The 21883-nt window shown below is 38.3% G+C and carries 25 protein-coding genes and 1 tRNA gene; 5 read left to right on the plus strand and 21 right to left on the minus strand.

Features of this window, described 5'->3' with window-relative positions; translation table 11 throughout:
• Positions 1-79 precede the first annotated feature (79 nt).
• From MBBTH_RS04865 to MBBTH_RS04880, 4 genes are all read left to right on the plus strand, one after another.
• Positions 80-682, plus strand: coding sequence for a biotin transporter BioY (locus MBBTH_RS04865; protein WP_116592037.1), 603 nt, complete (start codon positions 80-82; stop codon positions 680-682).
• Between the two features lie 49 nt (positions 683-731).
• Positions 732-1130, plus strand: coding sequence for a DUF1284 domain-containing protein (locus MBBTH_RS04870; protein ID WP_116591934.1), 399 nt, complete (start codon positions 732-734; stop codon positions 1128-1130).
• Positions 1131-1186: 56 nt separating this feature from the next.
• A tRNA-Gln gene (locus tag MBBTH_RS04875) sits at positions 1187-1258 on the plus strand.
• A 27-nt stretch (positions 1259-1285) separates the two neighbouring features.
• A complete protein-coding gene (locus tag MBBTH_RS04880) occupies positions 1286-2464 on the plus strand; it encodes an ATP-grasp domain-containing protein (protein WP_116591935.1) in 1179 nt (392 codons plus the stop codon).
• A gap of 260 nt (positions 2465-2724) precedes the next feature.
• On the opposite strand, the gene MBBTH_RS04885 is transcribed toward MBBTH_RS04880, so the two are convergent.
• From MBBTH_RS04885 to MBBTH_RS04930, 10 genes are all read right to left on the minus strand, one after another.
• The gene (locus MBBTH_RS04885) at positions 2725-3411 is read right to left on the minus strand and encodes a V-type ATP synthase subunit D (protein ID WP_116591936.1); all 687 of its coding nucleotides are present in this window, start codon (positions 3409-3411) and stop codon (positions 2725-2727) included.
• A 27-nt stretch (positions 3412-3438) separates the two neighbouring features.
• A complete protein-coding gene (locus MBBTH_RS04890) occupies positions 3439-4830 on the minus strand; it encodes a V-type ATP synthase subunit B (RefSeq protein WP_116591937.1) in 1392 nt (463 codons plus the stop codon).
• Between the two features lie 2 nt (positions 4831-4832).
• The gene (locus MBBTH_RS04895; RefSeq protein WP_116591938.1) at positions 4833-6575 is read right to left on the minus strand and encodes an ATP synthase subunit A; all 1743 of its coding nucleotides are present in this window, start codon (positions 6573-6575) and stop codon (positions 4833-4835) included.
• The gene (locus MBBTH_RS04900; protein WP_116591939.1) at positions 6572-6889 is read right to left on the minus strand and encodes a V-type ATP synthase subunit F; all 318 of its coding nucleotides are present in this window, start codon (positions 6887-6889) and stop codon (positions 6572-6574) included. Before MBBTH_RS04900 ends, MBBTH_RS04895 begins: the two co-directional genes overlap by 4 nt.
• Complete coding sequence (locus MBBTH_RS04905; RefSeq protein WP_116591940.1) at positions 6886-8040, minus strand: V-type ATP synthase subunit C; 1155 nt, start codon at positions 8038-8040, stop codon at positions 6886-6888. Before MBBTH_RS04905 ends, MBBTH_RS04900 begins: the two co-directional genes overlap by 4 nt.
• A gap of 15 nt (positions 8041-8055) precedes the next feature.
• The gene (locus MBBTH_RS04910) at positions 8056-8673 is read right to left on the minus strand and encodes a V-type ATP synthase subunit E (protein ID WP_116591941.1); all 618 of its coding nucleotides are present in this window, start codon (positions 8671-8673) and stop codon (positions 8056-8058) included.
• A gap of 13 nt (positions 8674-8686) precedes the next feature.
• The gene (locus tag MBBTH_RS04915; protein WP_069573492.1) at positions 8687-9172 is read right to left on the minus strand and encodes a V-type ATP synthase subunit K; all 486 of its coding nucleotides are present in this window, start codon (positions 9170-9172) and stop codon (positions 8687-8689) included.
• 71 nt (positions 9173-9243) lie between these two features.
• Complete coding sequence (locus MBBTH_RS04920; protein ID WP_116591942.1) at positions 9244-11244, minus strand: V-type ATP synthase subunit I; 2001 nt, start codon at positions 11242-11244, stop codon at positions 9244-9246.
• Between the two features lie 11 nt (positions 11245-11255).
• Positions 11256-11570 (minus strand): V-type ATP synthase subunit H, encoded by a 315-nt coding sequence (locus MBBTH_RS04925; protein WP_116591943.1) that lies wholly within the window; start codon positions 11568-11570, stop codon positions 11256-11258.
• 165 nt (positions 11571-11735) lie between these two features.
• Complete coding sequence (locus MBBTH_RS04930; RefSeq protein WP_243409681.1) at positions 11736-12050, minus strand: hypothetical protein; 315 nt, start codon at positions 12048-12050, stop codon at positions 11736-11738.
• A gap of 100 nt (positions 12051-12150) precedes the next feature.
• Here MBBTH_RS04930 and MBBTH_RS04935 point away from each other — a divergent pair, with 100 nt between their 5' ends.
• A complete protein-coding gene (locus tag MBBTH_RS04935) occupies positions 12151-12480 on the plus strand; it encodes a hypothetical protein (RefSeq protein WP_116591945.1) in 330 nt (109 codons plus the stop codon).
• On the opposite strand, the gene MBBTH_RS04940 is transcribed toward MBBTH_RS04935, so the two are convergent.
• From MBBTH_RS04940 to MBBTH_RS04990, 11 genes are all read right to left on the minus strand, one after another.
• Positions 12470-12808, minus strand: coding sequence for a hypothetical protein (locus MBBTH_RS04940; RefSeq protein WP_116591946.1), 339 nt, complete (start codon positions 12806-12808; stop codon positions 12470-12472). The genes MBBTH_RS04935 and MBBTH_RS04940 overlap by 11 nt on opposite strands.
• 1 nt (position 12809) lies before the next feature.
• Positions 12810-13319 carry a nitroreductase family protein gene (locus MBBTH_RS04945; protein ID WP_116591947.1) on the minus strand — a complete coding sequence of 170 codons (510 nt, stop codon included), beginning with the start codon at positions 13317-13319 and terminating at the stop codon, positions 12810-12812.
• Between the two features lies 1 nt (position 13320).
• Positions 13321-14121: a citryl-CoA lyase gene (locus tag MBBTH_RS04950; protein WP_116591948.1), complete on the minus strand. Its 801-nt coding sequence runs from the start codon at positions 14119-14121 to the stop codon at positions 13321-13323.
• 55 nt (positions 14122-14176) lie between these two features.
• Positions 14177-15049, minus strand: coding sequence for a fumarate hydratase (locus MBBTH_RS04955; protein WP_116591949.1), 873 nt, complete (start codon positions 15047-15049; stop codon positions 14177-14179).
• Positions 15050-15053: 4 nt separating this feature from the next.
• Complete coding sequence (locus tag MBBTH_RS04960) at positions 15054-15956, minus strand: peptidase (RefSeq protein ID WP_116591950.1); 903 nt, start codon at positions 15954-15956, stop codon at positions 15054-15056.
• A 5-nt stretch (positions 15957-15961) separates the two neighbouring features.
• A complete protein-coding gene (locus tag MBBTH_RS04965; RefSeq protein WP_116591951.1) occupies positions 15962-17371 on the minus strand; it encodes an MmgE/PrpD family protein in 1410 nt (469 codons plus the stop codon).
• An 84-nt stretch (positions 17372-17455) separates the two neighbouring features.
• Positions 17456-17947 (minus strand): hypothetical protein, encoded by a 492-nt coding sequence (locus tag MBBTH_RS04970; RefSeq protein ID WP_116591952.1) that lies wholly within the window; start codon positions 17945-17947, stop codon positions 17456-17458.
• Complete coding sequence (locus MBBTH_RS04975; RefSeq protein ID WP_116592038.1) at positions 17948-18841, minus strand: DUF3100 domain-containing protein; 894 nt, start codon at positions 18839-18841, stop codon at positions 17948-17950.
• A 151-nt stretch (positions 18842-18992) separates the two neighbouring features.
• Complete coding sequence (locus MBBTH_RS04980) at positions 18993-19481, minus strand: hypothetical protein (RefSeq protein ID WP_116591953.1); 489 nt, start codon at positions 19479-19481, stop codon at positions 18993-18995.
• On the minus strand, positions 19474-20370 hold the full coding sequence (locus MBBTH_RS04985) for a DUF3100 domain-containing protein (protein WP_116591954.1): 897 nt from the start codon (positions 20368-20370) through the stop codon (positions 19474-19476). Before MBBTH_RS04985 ends, MBBTH_RS04980 begins: the two co-directional genes overlap by 8 nt.
• 208 nt (positions 20371-20578) lie before the next feature.
• Positions 20579-21847 (minus strand): tRNA(Ile)(2)-agmatinylcytidine synthase, encoded by a 1269-nt coding sequence (locus tag MBBTH_RS04990; RefSeq protein WP_116591955.1) that lies wholly within the window; start codon positions 21845-21847, stop codon positions 20579-20581.
• Positions 21848-21883: the final 36 nt, after the last annotated feature.

The following is a 21883-nucleotide window of genomic DNA, read 5'->3' on the forward strand; positions in this document are numbered from 1 at the left end:
TTAAACTAAACAAAACAGTAAATATTAATTGTTCATTATATAATAATGGGATTAAAAATTGGAGGACAAATAAATGAATATAAATATGGAAAATTATTATAGTACTAGGAAAAATGTTTTTGAAAGAATACAAGATGCTAGTACCGCCACCAAGTTACTTATGTCATTATTGATGGCATGTTTTACAGGTATAATGGCTCAAATCATTATCCCTCTCCCATGGACTCCAGTTCCAATAACCGCTCAAACCTTTGCAGTGTTATGTTCTGGATTATTCTTAGGTAAAAAATACGGATGTTTAAGCCAAATCTTGTACGTGGTCTTAGGTATTGCGTTCATCCCATGGTTCGGTGGAATGACTGGAGGACTTGAAGTATTTTTAGGTTCAACCGGAGGATTCCTTATCGGATTCATCATTGCATCTTACTTCATTGGATTAATTACTGAAAAGTATGCTCATGCACGTAGCTTTACTAAAATGGCTCTTGTCATCGGGATTGCAAACTTTGCATTAATCTACATTCCAGGTTTAGCAGGTCTTGCATTGTTCCTCGGTTTCCAAGGAACCAGCGTTGGAATCATTGACCTCTTGATGATGGGTCTCATTCCGTTCATTGCAGGAGACATCGTAAAAATATTAGCTGCAGCATCAGTGTCTAAAGTATTTTTACCAAAAGACTAAAAAAAAGTTTTCTAAACTTTTTTTCTTTTTTTATTATTTTTTGATTTAAATGAAACTTGTTTTACGCGGCCATCATTTGTTATGCCTTAAGGGTTTTCAGGGATACGGCTATGACGAAAACTTCACAAGGAACATGACCGAAGTCAATATTAAAAGAAAGCGGGAAAATGTCACGGTCTCACTTGTTGCATCGCCAGATGACATCTGTTGTGCCTGTCCAAACCTGAAGGACGGCATTTGTGAAGATGAAACCCAAAACGAACGGATAATCCGTATGGATGAGGAAGTGCTGAAAAACCTTGATCCGTCAAGGGACTATGATTCCATAGAACTCTTTGAAAAAATCGATGAAATTTTCACTACTGAAGAAAGCGTTTCTGAAATCTGTTTTAATTGTTTATGGCATGAGGAATGCTTATTTTATCAAAATTTGTTAAATAACCGATAGATTTAAATACTACATAATAAATATATATTAAATGTTGTACACAGTACAATTGTAATAGTCCCGTAGGGTAGTGGTAATCCTTCTAGGCTTTGGACCCGGAGACGGCGGTTCGACTCCGCTCGGGACTACTAAAAACTTTTTTTATGGATATTTTTATGGAAAAGCTATTACTTATTGGAATTGATACAAGAAGTATGCTTAACAGCGCATTGAAATTAGATTATGAAGTCTATTCTACAAGCTATTTTTCAACTTCAGACACTCCCATCATCAAAAACCAAAAGATCATACTAAAGGAAAGCGATGGTGAAAGTTGCGGAGAGTTTGAAAATCAATTCGATGCCAAAGAGATTTTGGATATATCCCGAGACTACATTGACGAGGTCGATTACATCATTCCAATTTCAGGAATTTCACCAAGTGACTTTTCAAAAAATGACAGGAAGAAGATTCTGGGAAGTGTGGATGTTGCAGACATTGAGGACAAGTACAGATTCTACAAAAAAATCAAGGATGAATTCCTCACACCTGCGACTTTTAGTGTGAGTGATATAGGTGAGGCCATTGAAATAAACAATTCTTATCCTGACATTCAATTTATTTTAAAACCGCTTCAAGGAAGTGGAGGTTATGATGTGAACCTATTGGATAATGATTATGATTTTGAATTTAATGGTAAGGAATTTATTTTGCAGGAATATGTAAGTGGAATAAACCTAAGTTCATCAGTACTTGCAAGCAAAAGTGAGGCAAAGGCAATAACCCACTCAAGGTTGCTGACCATGAACGACTTCGGAAATGACAGTTTCATATATGTCGGAAACATTCTCCCACTGACTGAAAAGTCAATCATGGGCAAGGTCGAAAAAATGGATGAGCTAATAGCCAACATGAAAGACACAAGCGAAAGCCTGGCGGAAAAATTCAACCTGATGGGATCAAACGGTGTGGACTACATACTCAATGAGAAGGGACTCCATGTAATTGAAGTAAACCCAAGGATTCAGGGAACATTCGAATGCGTGGAAAAGGCATATGGTATAAACATGCTTGAGGCCCACATCAAGGCATGCCATGGAGAAATTATCGAAATCGGCAATCCGAAATATTATGCCTACAAAAAAATAGTCTACTCACCGACAAGGATGAAATACTCGCAAATAGATTTAGACAACATCTATGACCTTCCGCACACCGGTTCCATAACGGAAAAGGATGAGCCTTTGCTTACAATCATTGACAAGTCAAGTGATTTCGAAAAATTATATGAAAAAGTAGAATCTGCTAGCCAAATCGTCGATAGGGCAGCTAGAATAAACCGACTAGATGCATAATAAAGAATAATACTCCAATTGTTATCATAAAAGTAGTAATAATCATTCCACGGGTCATCCAGATAAATACTTTAGCCTTGTTATCCGGGTCCTTCATAAATTGGTCAATTGGATTTCTTTTCATTTTTTACACCATTTCTAGAAAAAAATTTTTTTACAGTAACTTCCTTATAAAAACTCTTTTTAAAAATAAACTCTTAATTTAACTTCAAATAAAAAAATAATAAAAAATAAAAGAAAATGAGAAGTTTAGGAAAAATTTAAGCTTCTGCATTTTTAGCAGCTTCGGCCGCTGCAGCAGCTTTTTCATTTTTCTCCATTGTTGACCTAATCATTTTCAATCTTACAAAGTTTTCTCTTTCCATTTCTTGGAGTCTCATATCAATATACTTTTCAGTATTTTGGAATCTTGGAATCATAATGTGCTCTAAAGCGTTTACTCTACGTTTAGTTGATTCAATCTCCTCAGCAAGCAAGAAAATTGTTTTTTCCACTTCACCAAGTTCGATTAAATACTTGAGAGATTCCTCGAATTTCTTTGCAGCTTCGTCTAATTGTATGGTAGTGTCTGCAAAACCGTAACCCCTGTCAATAATGGATCTTTCTTCCATTTTAACATTGGTAACAGGTACTGCTACACCCATAACGCTCCTTGATGTGATTTCAACATCAATGGATTCTTTAACTGATAAAGCTGCTTTTCTAACAGCTAAATCACCCATAGCAATTTGAGCTTCAACTAAAGCTTCATTTGCTTCTTTTAGACTTAATTCTGCATTTTCACGAATACCTTTGACACGATCCAAGATATCAAAAAACTCTTTGATTAAAGCATCCCTTTTTTCCTTGAGCAAACCGTGTCCTTTAACAGCCAGTTTGGTCCTGTTTTTAAGGGATAATAATTCCATACGAGTTGGATTAATTCCATCAATAATATCTTGTGCCATTTAATCACCTACATTACTGTAACGAGATTATACATCTTTTGGAAGGTATTGTTCAATAAATTCTTCTTTAACCCTTTTGAGCTCTGCTTTAGGTAAGATTTTAAGTAAACTCCAACCGAGATCTAAAGTTTCAAAGATGGTTCTGTCTTCATCCTTACTTTGAGTAATGAATTGATCTTCAAATGCTTGAGCAAATTCTAAGAACTTTTGATCCCTTTCGGTAAGTGCTTCTTCCCCTACAACCGCAACGAGGTCTCTTAATTCACGACCTTCAGCATATGCGGAATAAAGTTGGTCAGATACACCACTGTGGTCATCACGAGTTTTGCCTTCTCCAATACCACCACTCATCAAACGAGAAAGTGAAGGAAGTACGTCTACAGGAGGGTAAATACCTTTCCTTGAGATTTCCCTACTTAATACGATTTGTCCTTCGGTAATATAACCGGTTAAGTCAGGAATTGGGTGAGTAATATCGTCTTGAGGCATAACTAAGATAGGCATTTGAGTAATGGAACCTTCTTTACCGTCAATACGTCCTGCTCTTTCATAGATACCTGCGAGGTCAGTGTACATGTAACCAGGGTAACCTCTTCTTCCAGGTACTTCTTCCCTAGCTGCGGAAATTTCCCTTAAAGCTTCACAGTAGTTGGTCATATCTGTTAAGATAACCAATACTTGCATACCTAAGGTGAATGCGTAATATTCAGCAGTGGTTAAAGCCATTTTTGGAGTTAAGATTCTTTCAATAGCAGGGTCGTCTGCTAAGTTCATGAATACTGTTAATTTTTCTAAAGCTCCAGTACGTTCGAAGTCTCTCATAAAGAAGTTTGCTTCTTCGTTTGTAATACCCATAGCTGCAAAAATTACTGCGAACTCGTCTTCAGCACCTAATACTTTAGCTTGTCTTGCAATTTGTACAGCCAAATCGTTGTGAGGTAAACCAGATCCTGAGAAAATAGGAAGTTTTTGTCCTCTTACTAATGTGTTCATTCCGTCTATGGTTGAGATACCAGTTTGAATAAATTCTTCAGGGAATTCACGAGAAGCAGGGTTCATAGGAGCCCCGTTAATATCCAATTCTTCATCTGGAATAATTTCTGGTCCGCCGTCAATAGGTTTACCGATTCCGTTAAAGATACGTCCCATCATGTCTTTGGACACACCGATTTTAGCGGTTTGACCAGTGAATCTGGTTTTGGTATCTTTAGTGTTTAAGTCATTTGTTCCTTCGAATACTTGGATAACAGCAACATCTTTAGTTACTTCAAGAACTTGTCCACTTCTTTTTTCACCAGTAGGTGTTTCAATATCTACAATTTCATTGTAACCAACGCCTTCTACTCCTTCAACAACCATCAAAGGACCTGAGACTTCAGATACAGTAGTATATTCTCTAGTTTTAATATTTGTATTCATTTTTAAGCCTCACTGCATTGTTTAGTAATTGCGGATTGAATTTCTTCAATTCTTGCGTCAAATTCATCTTGGTGTATGTATTTCATTTTACCAATTTCTTCTTTAACAGGTAAAGCTACAATATTTGCAATAGGAGCTCCTCTGTTAACTGCTGCAAGAGATTCATCGTAGAACTGGAGAATAGTTTTTAACATTTTGTACTGTTTATCAGGAGCACAATATGTATCTACGTCATCAAATGCATTTTGTTGTAAGAAATCTTCTCTTAACATACGGGTGGCTTCTAATGTAGCTTGGTCAGTTTCTGGTAATGCATCAGGACCGACTAATTGTACAATTTCTTGTAACTCAGATTCTTTTTGTAATAAGCTCATAGCTTTATCACGAGTTGCTCTCCAATCTGCTGCTACGTTTTCAGCCCACCATCCTTCAATACTGTCAACATATAATGAGTAACTTTGTAACCAGTCAATTGAAGGGAAGTGACGTTTATCTGCAAGGGATGCGTCTAGCGCCCAGAACACTTTACAGATACGTAATGTGTTTTGAGTAACAGGTTCGGATAAGTCCCCACCAGGAGGTGATACTGCACCAACTACGGAAATGGAAGCGATTTTTGGATCAGTTCCGATAGTTTTAACCCTTCCAGCCCTTTCATAGAATTGTGCTAATCTGGATGCTAAGTATGCAGGGTAACCTTCTTCCCCAGGCATTTCTTCTAATCTTCCAGAAATTTCCCTCATAGCTTCTGCCCATCTTGAGGTTGAGTCTGCCATGAGCGCTACGTCGTAACCTTGGTCACGGTAGTATTCAGCAATTGTAATTCCAGTATATACACATGCTTCCCTAGCCGCTACCGGCATGTTGGAAGTGTTAGCAATAAGAACAGTTCTGTCCATCAATGGGTTTCCGGTTTTAGGGTCGTCGAGGAATGGGAATTCGGTAAGTACTTCTGTCATTTCGTTACCACGTTCTCCACATCCGATATATACAACGATGTCTGCGTCTGCCCATTTAGCTAATTGTTGTTGAGTAACAGTTTTACCTGATCCGAATGGACCTGGAATGGCTGCTGCTCCTCCTTTAGCTACGGAGAAGAAAGTGTCTTGTGCTCTTTGTCCAGTTACTAATGGTATATCTGGATCTAATTTTTCTATGTATGGACGGCTTCTTTTTACAGGCCATTTTTGGAGCATTTGAACTTTTTCACCAGCAATTTCAGCGATGTCCTCAAGTACGGTGTATTCGCCTTCAGCTGCGATTTCAGTTACTTCACCTTCTAATGTTGGAGGAACTAGGATTTTGTGTAAAACCGCAGTGGTTTCTTGTACTTCACCAAGAACGTCTCCGCCTTTTACTTTGTCTCCAACTTTAGCCACTGGTTTGAATGCCCATTTTTTCTCTTTGTCAATGGAATCTACATCAATACCCCTTGCAATGAAATCACCAGATGCTTCTCTGATGATTCTTAAAGGTCTTTGAATACCATCGTAAATTGAACTCATAATACCAGGACCGAGTTCTACTGACAATGGACCACCAGTACATTCTACTACTTCACCCGGTTGAATACCGGCTGTTTCTTCATATACTTGGATAGTTGCGGTGTCACCTTCAAGCTCAATGATTTCCCCGATAAGCTTTTCGTCACCTACCCTAACCATCTCAAGCATCTGAGCCCCTCTCATACCATCTGCAATAATAACAGGCCCAGCAATCTTAATAATATTTCCTTCAATAATCATTTAACCATCTCTACCCCAATAACTCTTTTAATAAGGTCATTTATTTGATCAGATGAACCTTCTGAGGACCCATCTTTATCAGGTATTTCAATTATCATTGGTAAAACATCAGAACCAATTTTTCTATTAATATGATTTCTTATTTCATTAGCCATTAATTGAGTAATGATAATAATTGAAATTTCGTCATCTAAAAATTTATCAAAAGCTGCGATAGCTTCTTCAGGAGTATTTACTACTTCTGCTTGTTTGACACCACCTAATCTAAATCCTGAAACAGTGTCAATATCACCTATAATTGCTACTGAACTCATATTAACATCTCCATGATTTTAGAATTAGGGAAGTCTGCTTCTCTTTTTGCTCTTGCAATAATTTTTAAATTCTTGATTTCATTTTCTTTTTGACTTAAATAACCAATAATTGGACCAATTCCTAATGGTTTTTTAGAAGCTAAAGATTTTGAATAGTCGGAAGTGTATTTGTCCAATGCTTTTTCGAACACTGCGACTGAACCTGTTTCGTTGTATACAGGCATTACATCAGTCAATGCTTCAGCATATTTTGTTCCTTCCAATCCAGAGACAACGTTTGTAACGTCTGGAGATTCCATTAAATCTTTAAGTTTCCAATCACGTAATTGGTACCCTTCCTCTAATATATAAGGAGAGATTGCATCATAATCAAGGCCATCTTCTTTAGCCCTTATAATTAGTTTAAGGTTAGCTACATCAACTTGAGTTCCAACATATGAGTATAAGATTTGTTTGTTTTCATCTGAAGGAACGTCAGAAGAACGTAATAATTTGCCTAAATAGTATTTATCTAAAGCGGATTCCAATGGAAGAACCATTTTAGAATCTTCATATTGTGGAAGAGCATCTTCTAATGCCGCTGCGTATTCAGTACCATCTAAACTTGTTACGATATCGGTTACGCTTTCGGAATCGGCTAATGATTCTAAATCATCGTATAGTGAACCACAAGGAATTAACAATTCTCTTGTTTCATCAGGAGTGAGACCAACTTCCTTAGCAGTTAAGAGACTTTTGATGTTGTCGATGTCCGCTTTTTTAGACATTACAACAAAAGGATCTTTAATGTCTTTAGGAGCTAATCTTGCTACGAAATCGTAAGTGTTAGCACGTTCTACATCGAGTGCTTTGTCAAGTGGGTATTCGTCTAAAACGTCAGCATAATCAGGAGTGCCTCTGAGATAGTTTTCAACTTCTTCGACATTGTTGGTTTCAACAATTTCGGAAATTTGTTTTTCATCAAAGAGTCTTCCTTTTCTAGCTCTTACTCTTGCACTTGGGTTAAGATAAGGATAAATGTCCAAAATTGGTCTGGATGTAATGATTACAACTACTGCACCTACAATAAGCACTGCTAATATACAGAATACAAGAAATGTTTCTTGTGTAAGTCCAACAGAACTTATTAAGGTAGCAATTCCATCTGCCATAATTTATCCTCCTAATTATTTAAATAATATTTCAGCAACTTCACTACGTAAGATACTTTTAAATCTTTCTAATCTAGCTTCAATTGTGTTATTTACTTCAATATCTCCATTAATGGTTTTTAAAACAGCTCCACCCATAGCATCAATAGGTTCACCTACTGTGAAATTGATTCCGTTTAATTGGAAGGAGTCTGAACCACTTGCAGATAAATCTTGTTTAAGACTGTTTGTATCAGCTTCATTTAATTGAATAATTAAATCATTACCGCCTATTTCATCAGCAGCTTCTTTAATCATTTTACTTAATGAATCTTTGTATTCATCGTCGCCAGAAGAAGCTTTGACTTTTAATTCTCCAATAGCTTGATTGAAAGCAGCTTCAATTACTTCTTCTTTAGCGCCTAATTCTGCTCTACGAGCATTCATCTTAGCTTCAGAGATAATTTGCTGATATCTCATATCAGATTGTTTTTTACCGTTTTCTAAAATTTTTGTTTTTTCGACTTCGGCAGTTTTTTCAGCTTTTGCTTGAATAGCTGAAACTTCAGCATTTGCATCTTGAATGATTACATCAGCTTTCTCTTGGGCTTCAGACATTATGCTTTCAACAATTTTACTTGTGCCTGAGCTCATATAAAATGCCTCCTTAACCTAAGATTCCACCGAATACCATAAGTAAAATAGCAATCAAGAAACCGTAAATAGCTTGAGTCTCTGGTAAAGCGGAGAAAATAATACCACGAGCAAACATATCATTGTCTTCTACAATAGCACCAACGGATGATGCTGCTGCCATACCTTGTCCCATACCGGAACCTAAACCTGCAAATCCAATGGATGCACCTACACCGATAGCAACAATACCTGCTTCAGTAGGTAATCCTTGTCCTCCACCTAATAATCCGGAGAACACTAATAATAAGATTGCAACCAAGAAACCGTAAATAGCCTGAGTTTCTGGCAATGCAGAGAAAATAATACCTCTTGCAAACATGTCATTGTCTTCTGCAACTGCGCCTACAGATCCAGCAGCTGCCATACCTTGACCTAAACCGGAACCTAATCCGGCAAAACCAATTGCTACTCCAGCACCAATAGCTGCTAAAGCAGTACCTAAAGCAATTTCTACCATATTTAATTCACCTTTGAAATAATATTGATTTTTTTAAATTTAATTTAAGATATAAATGAAAAATTTTTAATTTATTTAATTTTTGTAAATGTTCTTTTTGCTTTGAAAGCATCGAATTTACCTTTACCTTCCATGAAGAATTGTGAGAAGAACTCTACATAGTTAAGACGTAAAGCGTTAATAAATGCACCTAATACTTGGAAAGCAAAGTTTGCAATGTGTCCACCGATAAATACGATGATTGCAGCAACAATACCTACCACAGGAACCATATTGTTTAACATTTGAGCTAAGATGTTTACTGTCATAGCAATACCACCAGTAGCTAAACATAATGCTAAAAGACGAGCGTAGGACAATACATCTCCCATGTAACCGAAAATATCCATTACACCGTATGCACCGTTAGCCCATACTAACATTCCGATAGTTGCAACTATTAATATTCCACCTAATACCATACCAATCATACCGATTGCAGGCATCATAACTCCTAAAGCAAGGAAGATAATACCGGCTTCGAAAACAAACCAACAAATTTGAGAACCGATAGCCTCTTTAACATTTCCGTATCTTAAGTTGTTAATAGCACCAATAATGAATCCAATATTAGTGTAAACAAGACCAATAGCGATAGCTATTATCAAAATAGTATCAGGGTGTACAAATGCTTCTACAGGAGCAAATACAGTTGGTAAACGGAAACCAGCTATTCTTTCTGGGAAGTCCCCAATGAAACCATTGGTTATCAGACCCAGTACGACGGCCCACAGACCGGACCAGATTAAGATCCAACCGAATGAATGCATTGACTCTTTAACTTTACCCATACCTTTTAATAACACTACACCAATAAGAGCTACAACTAAACCATAAACTGCATCGGTTAAACAGAAACCGAAGAATAATGGGAATGTGATTGCAACAAATATTGTTGGATCGATAGCGTTATAACGTACCGGAGAGTACATGTCTACAAGGTATTCGAAAGGTTTTGCATACCATCCATTTTGTTGTAAAACCGGAACATTTTCATCATCTGTACCTTCAACCTCTATTGTTTCAAAGGCACAATGTCCGTCAGAACTTTTTTCAACCAATTGTTCGACCTTTTCGGTATCCTTAACAGGTACCCAAGCTTCAAGAACGTATGCGTCCTTGGTTTGAACAAATGAGGAGAGAATTTCGTTCTTTTCTTTTTCATTTTCCAATTGTTCTTTGAGTGCTAATATATCGTCATCCCATTGTTCAGCAACTGATCTCAATTCGGATTTTACAGATGCTCTTTCGGATTCAATGGTTAAGAGTCTTGAATCAGCATTTGAAATGATTTGTTGAGGGGTTCCTTCAACATCGCCCACTTCAATTTTCTCAAAGTCGAATTTACGAAGTGTTGAATAAACATCATCACTAAATTCTTTCAATGTTACTACGACGATAATTTCGCCTTCCTTATCATCCGCAGGAACAGTAAAAATATCTAATTCGTCTGTCAGTTTACTTAATTCGTTTTTGATTTCTGAAGCAGATTCAGCATTAATCCTACCAACAGTAGTAGAAGTGTACTTAGAATCTTTTAAATCAGCTAAATCCATGTCAAAATTAGACAAGCGATTAGCCAAACTTTTATTAGACTGTAGTTCACTTGTTTCAGCGTCGAGTGCGGATAGTTTTCCTTCTATAACACTTGTTTTAGCTTCCACCTGGGATAGGGTGTCTTCGGCCTTTGCAATAAAGGCTTCAGTATCCATTTTTTCTACTTCTTTTTGAACAGGTAAATCCGGACTAATAAAAGACATTGCTAAGTCTTTTAACCCATGGCCTTCTGATAAAGAATTTCCTAATAGTTCAGATATACCGTTTGTTTTCATAAGAAGAGAAGATAGTTTACCAGTATATGGAGTGGCTTTAGCAGGAGTTACTAATTCCGCTAATTCAGGATCTTGCTGAATGCTATCAGAAATATCACTGATTTGAATGAGCCCTGATTCGTGGAGAGCATCCACTGTAGGAGCTACATACTTCTCCAGTGTAACAATTCTAATTTTTCGCATTCTAGCTGTCTTGAACATATAATCTCACACTACAAAATATTTTTGACAATTACTGAAGCGGCTTCGTCAACATTTGCCATAGCTTTGTCCTTTAGGGCTTTAACGTCCGCTTTGGACTGCTCAGCAATAGTTTGCGCTTCTTTTTTAGCTTTATCTTCTGCATCAAAAACAGTATCTTTAGCGTCGTCTTCAGCTTGCAACTTAATGGAGGAAATAACTTCCTCAGCTTTAATTTTTGATTCAGCAATCAAGTCTTTTGATTGTGCCTCTGAATCAATAATAAGTTGTTCAGCATCGGATTCAGCTTTTTTAATCATTGTGATTGCGTCTGATATCTCTGCCATAATTAATCACCATGGTATACTTATTTTTGTTGAGCAATATATATATCTTTTACTATTTAATATTGTTAAAAATTCGTAAAATTTAAAATAAGTTAAAAAAAAGTATTCAAAAAATAATATTTACATGAAAAAATTTGAGAAAAAAAAGAATAAAAGATAAATAGCTTATCTATAGAACCATTTCAATATATTAGGTGGTAACTTCTGCATATAAGCAAGAATTGCAATTATTACAATAATCAGACCCACAATTACAAACTCTATGCTGTACGGATAAGCCAATAACATGTACCCGCTTACACCTATGACAATACCTTCGAAAAAGAAGACTGCCTTGGTCCAACCTGGGTTGAACATTATGATTAAGTAAGCAACCGCAATCAAAATCAGTATGATTGCTGTGGCCATGACATCATTTGTAATTGGCTGGTGTCTCAAAAATGGAGATATAGCCCAGACAATCAAAACCAATGCCAACATTACCCCTAATAATTTAAACATTTTTACGTTTGCCATAATAACACTTGCTTTTAACTCTTGACTTCATAATATTTATATCATTTCATATTAACTAGTATACATGGAAAGGGCAGTTTGGATAATATTAAATAAGCATTTTTCACTCACCTTGGACGGTGAAATGGCGGATGGTAAAGTCATTGACAAAAAGTTCTCACCCGGAGAGGACATTTGGACAAATGAACTTCCACGTTTAGGTTTTAGTGATGAGAAGGTTCAAAACGACTATAACGAGTTCATCTCAGATATATTGACCTTATTTTCAGAACCTCAAGTCGATGAAGTCCTCATAAATGCAAAAATAGGCGAGGAGTCAGAATACCTCAACTGTGAAAACCCCCTGCTGATTAGAAAAATTGAAGAATATAGTGTGGATGAGATTATAGAATAGATGTGGCCTTTTCCAATATCTCTTCAATCGTATTGTATTCCAAAGGATTTCCCTCATCGTCAACTGTTTCTGTTGTAATCAAAACATTCGGGGAAGCCCATAGGAAGGAATATGCGAAATAAATCACATTCACAAATATCGCTATTGACAGGAAAAACAGCCCAATGATTAAAAAGACCGCATGGATTAGAGGATTGCCGTATTTCTTTCTCTTCATCAATATGAAGTTATCCTGCTCTTCGATAATGTTGAACTTGTACTGAGACAATTCCTCAGATATCCTCTCCATATCCTTGGAATCATCCGCCTTAAGTATAAACAATGACATTTTAATCTACATATACCACAAATTCGTCAAGTTCCTTTCTTGGAGTGTCCCTAGGTTCGGCATTTCCGTAACCCAAAGGAGTGAAGAGTACAGCTTCCTCATTTTCATCCAAATTAAGGAATTCGTGAGCCTTATATTTCTTGAATGCACCGATGTAGCATGTTCCAAGCCCCACATCTGCAGCGGCAAGAATCATATGATCCATTACGATGGTTGCGTCAATGTCTGCAATGTTCTTCATATCCCATGGTCTTGTCCATGCCTTATTCTTGACTGCAACGACGCACAATACGTAAGGAGCTTCAACAAACCATTTTGCACCGTAAATTTCAGACAGTTCATCCTTATGCTTTTTGGTGTCTATGACATACACCTTGAATGGCTGTGCGTTGACGCCTGTTGGTGCAATTGTTGCAGCCTTCAGGACGTATTCAAGCTTTTCCTTTTCAACTTCCTTATCCAAGTAACCTCTTACGCTGTATCTTTCAGTTATAACATCTATAAATTCCATATCATCTTCCTCCAACGTATTCTATATCATCAAGGTCGCAGAATCGTCTGAATTCCTCTTCATCCATTTTTTCCTCATGAATATGGGCAATTATTCCTGGAACTCTTCCGATTATAAACACTCCCAATCCCAATTCTGGGTCAAAGCCCAAATCTGACAATATCGCTGCATTTGCGCCGTCGACATTTAGCTTAATGTTTTTCTTTTCAAACACCAAATCCTGAATGGCCAATGCCAGTTTAAGATGAGGTCCTATGAAACCCTCCTTAATCGCCATTTCAATTAACTTGTCAGCCCTTGGGTCTGTGCTATGGTACCTATGTCCGAATCCAGGCACCTTTTTGCCCTTAAGGACATAATCCTTATAGACCTCAATTGCCAGGCTTGCAATCTGCTTATTGTCGATGTCCGGATCATCAATCAAACGTGCTGTGCTGATTTTGGATTGATATAACTCCATTGTCTTTTCAATCGCTCCGGCGTGCTTGTGTCCAAAGGACAATAACGCACCAGCAACAGCGGAATTCAATGGAGATCCTGAAGAGGCAATTAGGCGTGCTGTCTGTGTGCTTGGCGGAGTTACACCATGGTCACAGAATGACACCAGAACATGATTGAATATCCTCGCTTCCTTAAGAGTTGGCAATCTGCCCCTCAAAAGTAGAAAAATCATGTCACTGTATCTGATCTTTTCGATTAAATCCCTTTGATTGTATCCTCGAGTGACAATCTTGTCCTTTTCGACACGTGAGACCGCAGTCTTTAAGGAATGGGGATTGACATTAAAATTATTCTCTTGCATTTTTAAACCTTTAATCTTGTTAATTAAAAATAATATTTAAATAGTATATAAAACTTCATAATTTCAAACTTGCAACGCGTGGCTCAACAAAGCATGATGGCCTGATTGAGACTATCCTGACCCCGCTTGCGCGTTGATTTCCAATGTTTAAATAACATCCCAAAACAGTGGTTCTGCCTCCAAAGCCCATTGGTCCTATGCCTGATTCATTTAACTTGCAGGTTATTTCCTTTTCAACTTCGGATTGCTTGTCCAGATTTCCATAGGCTATTGACTTCAACAGGAGTGAAGTTGCCTCGTAATGTGTTCTTCCAATTCCGATTGATGGTATTGATGGTGTGCATCCCAACATTTTCAGGGATTCTCTCAGCCATTCGCAGGCAGTGCCTATGACATTATCAAAGGAGCGCTTATGATACACCCTGTATGTCTTGGAGCGTATTTCAGGACCTCCCCCTTCAAGCAAGAAGTGTATGTTTAATGTGTCCGGTGAGATGTCCCTCCTGTATGTTGATTCATCATTGGCATTGTCTATCAGGATTGATGCCGGTCGAAGCATGCCCGGTTTTTCGTATAGTCCCTTGCTTTGCTCTATCCTTTCAACTTCAGCACCTTTAACGGCCATAGGCCTTGCAGGAAGATTGTTCAATCCCAGGTAAATGCCTTCATGAATCTGGTTGATTAACTCTCCTGTTATCTGCCTTTCAGACCCCAATTCAATTATGACATGAGGTATTCCTGTATCGTCGCATAACGGAAATCTGTTTTTCTCGCCAACCTGATAATTCTCTAAAATCATCTCCAATGCCCATTTTGCATTTTCATTGTCCTCATTAGAAATAGCTCTCCTTAAAGCGTTGCGCTTGTCATCGGTGAGAGTTGTTGATGCATTTATGATGGCGTTTGAAACATCGTCTAAAATATCCATAAAATCACTCTGGAACAGCCAAATCACTGGATCTTTCAGGTGAAGCAATAGCTTCTGGGCAGTATTCATCAATCATCCTTTTAACCAGTTTTACTTGCTTAATACGTGCCACTGCCTCTGATTCTGTTGTATCCCAATTATGATTGGCCGCAACAGACCCTCCAGTCTTTAAGTAAACCGGACTGGCAACCTTAATGAATTGCGGAACCTCATAATGCCTTATGAATCCTCCTGTTGATTTCGGATTTTCGGTGTGCAGATCCAGGGACATGTCGGTTGCATTTCTGATGGATGCGATCATTGGCACCTGCAGGTCACGAACGGGATTCAATGAATTCAAACCGTTTTCCTCAAGAAGTTTTGCGGATGCGGGGTTTGAATGTCCGGCATGAGCGGACAGTTTGAAGTGAACTTTTTCAGGGATTTCCCCTTCGATTCTCATCTTGTTTAAAACCCACAATAATCCCTCATCATAAAGCAGTATTCCTCGAACGCCCAATCTGCATGCCCTTTTAACGTCCTCTATTGCATAAGCAAGATTGTCATAGCCTCTTAAGCGGTATCCGATTCTGCTTCCTTCCTTTGTGTGGACAGTTGCTGAAGTGTCATAGGTTGCCCTCGGACCCACGGCTAAAAAAAGTTCACATGAATAATCCTTGGCCAGATCAACCATTTCACTTATCTCCTCATCGGTCAACATCATTATTCCCTTTGTCTGTGTTACCCGATGAATGAAAATGTCATTTTCCCTTGCCGCATCCAATAGTGCCCTCATTGTTTTTGGGGATTGGATTCCGGGAACTTCAAAACGGTATTGTCCACCGTCGCTGAATCGTTTGGATGAGACGTATTCCTTTGAGACATCTTCAATACCTAATTTCTTGAGGAATTCGTTTGTTTTTTCCATAATATCTACCCGTTTAATTTGCGAACAACGTAATTCATTGAATACTCTTCAAGAGAATCAATTACTGTAAGGTTATTAACATCATATTGAGGGTTCAGTCCCTTGAACTTGTCAATCAGGTCCCTCAATTCAAATGGATTTTCAAAATCTCCCTTAGGAAGCAGTGTGATGTTCTGAAAGACCCCATTTCTAAAGCTCTTGTCCAATTTGATTATTACATTTGAAGGCCTTTTGTCCGGATACAGTTCATTCAGCTTGTCATCAGAAAGAATAATCATGTTATTGACAAGATTCTTGATGCTGTTTACCTTATCCACTGTTGAATAGTTCTCCAAAAGACCGAATTCGATTAATTGATTGATCCCATCGACACTGACTTCACCGACAACCAGTGAAATCGCAACGGCATAAGGCAGACTTTGCTTCAATTCCTCCAGGTTCTTTGGATTGTAGTTGTCATGTTCTGCCGCAACGGAGTATGTCTTGACCGCCACATTCTCAATGTGATTGTATTCCTCGCCGATGCTTGCCTTGAGCTTCAATGCGGTATCTATTGATGAGTGGATATGCCTGCAGAACGGATATTTCTTGAAGTAGATGTCCCTTACCCTTACCTTTCCGACATCCTTGAGAACGTTCTCCAGTGAAAAGTCCTCGACCTTATAGTCAGTATTGTCAAGCACCATGCATTTCAAGAATCCTTCTTCACCTTCAAAAATTGATTCACTGCCTGTAAATCCATTTCTTGCAAGATATGCGGACAATATTCCATTATATACTGCCTTTCCCGCATGTAATGCTTTTCCCATGGAGCCTCCATGGTCAGATTCAAGAAGACCTGCTGCCTGAGTTCCGCATAGGCCAAGTGCATTGAGAATTTGATCATCATCCAATTTGAGCAATTTTGATGCAACGGTTCCGGCTATGAATGTTCCTATTGTTCCTGTTGTGTGGAATCCCTTGTTCCTATGTTCCGGATTGACTATCTTTCCGAGCAGAATTCCGACTTCATAACCTACCATGACGGCTTCAAGGAATTCCCTGCCGCTTAGGTTGTATGCTTCGGCTATTGCCAGGGCGGTCGGGAATATAACTGCACCCAAATGGATTTGGGCTCCCCTATGGCCATCGTCCAATTCCAGCACGTGGGCTGAAACTCCGTTGACGAATGCCGCACTTAAAATGTCTGTCTTAAAATTAGTTCCAATAACGGAGGCATTTAGGTTTTGATTGAAATTTCTAGAAAATATTTCATCAACCGTATTTAATGCTATTTGAGGAGGCTCTTCGTTCACTCCCCTGTAGGTCACACCCCAAAAGTCCAGGAAAGCCGCCTTTACGGTGGTGATTGACTCTACGGTTGCCTGTTCATAGCGATAGTTTGAAATAAATTTAGAAATATTTTTTAAAAACATAAAACACCTACTATTAGTATATGTAAAAAGTAGTATTAAAATAGTTTAGTTATGGGCCAATACAATGTTTTATGATGAAAGCATTTATGCAGCAGGAACACCGGTTAAAACAAGCACTATGTGCGCTACGATAGCAGCACCATAATATGTTGCTGCAATGACTAGAATAGTAATGATAATGGCTCTCCAACCTAAAGCCTTGAATTCATCCCAACTTTTACCCATACCAATACCTACGTATGCCAGGAATACTGTTACAATTGATAAAAGCTCGATTTGGGATACGTAATGCAATACAAATTTGGAAGTAGGCATGCCAGGAAATGCAAGGACGATACCGATTACGCTTATGTATAGAATTGATGATATGTTAAACGGCAGATATCTCTCCAGCCAGACCCCCGCAAGGGTGATGATTGACAATATCGCCATTCCAACAATAGAGCCTTCCATCGGATGATGATAGCCTAAGTAATTGCCTATTACAGTGATAATTGAAAAAATGATTAACAGCAATATCCAGTTGAAAATACCGTGGACTGTAACGTTTTCAGATCCGTCAATCAGGTCAGGCATTTATTCATCCTCCTTTTTAGGCATTATTGAATCCTTTCCAATCTTTGGTTCAAGCCAATTGTATATCTTTTCGGTCAATGGAAGCGCTACAAATATCACGATGTAGATTCCAACACAGAATGACAACAGGTTACTGAATCCTGCAAATGCCTCAATTTGAGTTTCCATTCCTGGAAATGCCGCAAGGGTCGGTCCGATTGCCGCCGCATTCATACTTGCACTTCCCACTCCACTTGCCATTGCAAATGCATATGGGTGTAGCGGCAAGAATGACAATGACATTGTTACAAGGAAACTGATGAATATTGTACCGATAACGGTTCCTATGATGAATATTGCGAATACCCCTCTTGATTCGGGAGAGTTGAATCCGTACTTATCCACAACAACCGCAACGTTCGGTTCCCTTCCGATTGAGTTTGTCATACCGATGGCTTCCTTTTTAAATCCTAAAAGCAATGCGATTGGAAGTACTAAGATAGTGGCCAAGTGTCCTAATTCCTGCAATATCAAAGCCGGACCCATATCAAAAATCAAACTAATGGACTGGCCACTTGAAACAGCCAATTTGGCAATTAAAACTCCAATGAAAAGCATCATTGCCCCTTCAGCAATACGAGCCTGTTTCCTTCCAATCCACTTGATCGGCTTTATCAGATAGAATGCAAGTCCTAAAATGATGGTATAAATCAATGGCATTATGGTTATTGCAACATCCTTTGTTATTGGAATTTTTATTGTTCCAATCAGTTCTGCAATAACAACTAAAATAAGAACGGTAATATGTAATCTGTAGTCTCTCCAAGGATTACGCTTCAAAATACGCTTGTCCGTTTTTTCCCTATAAAGATGCTCAACATGTCCATCGTTTTTCCCATCAGGAATAAAAACCACTCCGAAGTAAATATTAATAATATCCCAAATTTTGAGATACAATATTAATATTTTCCTTGAACATATTATTTAAATTAATATCATTTTATCTAATAAAATTCACTTAATGAGAAATTAGATAAATAATAATTTTCACAAAATGAGAATAAAATTATGCTGGAACTCCAGTCATAACCAGGACAATATGAGCAACAATTGCCGAACCGAGATATGTGGATGCGATAACAAGAATTGTAATGATAATTGCACGCGCTCCAAGAGTTTTAAACTCATTCCAACTTTTACCCATACCAATACCCACATAAGCGAGAAATACTGTGACAATGGACAGCAGCTCAACTTTAGAAACATAATATGAAACGAATTCGGAAGTCGGCACGCCTGGAAATGCGAGGACAATACCTATCACACTGATATATATGATAGAAGAAATGTTTAACGGCAGTTTCCTTTCCATCCAAACTCCTACAAGAGTTATCAGTGACAAAATGGCCATTCCAACCAGTGAATCCTGAATAGGATGCTTATACCCGATATAGTTTCCAACCACCGTGATTATTGAAAATATCGCCAGAAGGAATATCCAGTTGAAAATACCGTGTACGGAAACGTTTTCAGATCCATCGATTAAATCAGGCATTGTTATCCACCTCCTCTTCCACGATGGACTTTCTTCCAATAATCGGCTCCAAGATGGAATATAGCTTTTCAGTCAATGGAAGGGCAAGGAATATTACTATATAGATTCCAACTGAAAAGGACAGCAGATTACTGAATCCTGCAAATGCCTCGATTTGAGTTTCGATTCCTGGAAATGCCGCAAGGGTCGGCCCGATTGCCGCCGCATTCATACTTGCACTTCCCACACCGCTTGCCATTGCAAAGGCATATGGATGCAGCGGTAGGATAGAAACGCATATGCTTGTCAAAAAGCTGATGAAGACTGTTCCAATCATTGTTCCAACAATGAAGAGTGCAAATATTCCTCTGGATTCAGGTGAATTAAATCCATACTTATCGACAACAACTGCAACCTCAGGTTCACGGCCGATTGAATTGGTCATACCGATGGCTTCCCTTTTAAAGCCCAAAAGCAATGCAACCGGAAGTGCAATGAGGATTGTTGCAAGGTGTCCAAGTTCCTGAAGCATCAGCGCAGGCCCCATTTCAAAGAGAAGATGCATTGACTGACCACTTGAAACTGCAAGTTTTGCAATCAGGATCCCAATGAAAAGCATCATTGCACCCTCTGCAACACGGGATTGTTTCCTTTCAATCCAGCTTATAGGCTCTGCAAGATAGAAGACCAATCCCAAAATCATGGTGTATAATAAAGGCATTATTGAAACAGTCACCCCTTTTGCAATCTCAATTTCAATCGGGCCTATAAACATGGCAATGATTACCAAAATCAGTATAGTAAAATGCAGGCGATAGTCCCGCCAAGGATTTTTCTTTAAAATACGTTTATCCGTCTTGTTACGATAAATATGTTGAATTTCTGTCGTGTCTTGATTCTTATCCGACATGATACCCACTCCCTCCCAGCATAAGAAAACTGCTAATTAATATTATGGTTCTAAAAACTAGTATTTAAATTAGTATGATTTAGTTCTCAAAAGTTCTAAAAATATGAATAAAAATAGAAAAAAATTGATAATTAGTTCACAAAAAGTGAAATGATTATTTTTACAATAAACTCGTTTTAAGGATAATAAAGAAAAAATTATAGTTAAATTAACTTAAATCCATACGGCATAATGGTTTTGACAAGTGTCTCCTTGCAGAAACCGGAGTTTCGTAAAACTGGGCATTTTTTAAAAAACGTTGAATTTTAATAGGAACTTTTTTTGAAGATTTAATCTTTCTTCCGCATTTCTTGCACTTGAAACCCTTATTTTTACCAGCAGATGTCATCTTTTTTCCACATTCGCAAATGGGATTTTGATACTCGACATCATTCAATTCAATGACCTGAAACTTCTCGACGTTGAATGTGTTCTGCTCACCAATTCCTCCGTAAACCCTAATCACATCACCCGGACGCAAGTGGGAAACGATTTTCCTGAAGTTCTTGGTTGGCTCATACGCTCCGCATTCAATCTCTCCGGTATCATCGGCAATGTAAAAGAACATGTGCCCCCCATCTATGATGGTTGGCTTGTTTTTAACCGTGCCTACAACCTCATAGCATCCAAATTGCCTCATGGACTGTATATCCTGAGCCTTTTGTATGTGCATGTCAGTGTGCTGGTTTGTCTTAAATATGCACCAGTCATCAATCACCTCGCCAACCTCGACCATGGCTTTGGCCTCAATCAACACATCAGGAGTGTTTGATCTGATTCCATACAGAACAGGGCATGGTGTTTTCGGCTCGATTGCGATGTAGTCCTCCGAATAGTCAATGTTTTCAAAGGTGTCTGGAAAAGTCTTCTTGTCCATCTCATAAACTGATTCATGGTCAATCCTCCTTGGTGTTCCGAAGTTTTCTGGAGCCCTGTAGGCAAGAAGCTCATAGGTGCAATCTGACAGCGGCAGGCTGATGGCCGCAATGGAACCGATGATTCCCCTTCCCTTCTTGAACTTGTGGATCTCACAACCGACAGATTTGCCGAACTTCTCCGCTTCGCTGATTGTTATGAATTCATAAATTGCCCTGAAAGCGTAATCCTGCATCTCTTTTGTGATTTCACCATCGTAAAAAATCACTCCCGGATTAGTATTGTCGCAGTCAAACATTGACAGCTTTTCGACTTCCTCCAAGACAATCTCCTTTGCCAGACCTGCCTTATCATCATTTTCTATCCTTAAGGCAACCCCTCCATTTCCACGGGTCTTGTGGCGGGCAAATGGGTTCAGCCTAATCAGTCTGGGATAACCTACAAGTTCAATGCCGTTATCCTCAAATCTGTTGATGATTTGGCTTGCCAGATATGTTGTGCACATCCCGTCGGGAGAATCGGTATCGTCAATTCCAATATGTAAACAGTTAATCATAATCACCTTACTAAAATATATTAACCTTAAAGCAATAAATAG

Source organism: Methanobrevibacter thaueri (assembly GCF_003111625.1).
GTDB lineage: Archaea > Methanobacteriota > Methanobacteria > Methanobacteriales > Methanobacteriaceae > Methanocatella > Methanocatella thaueri.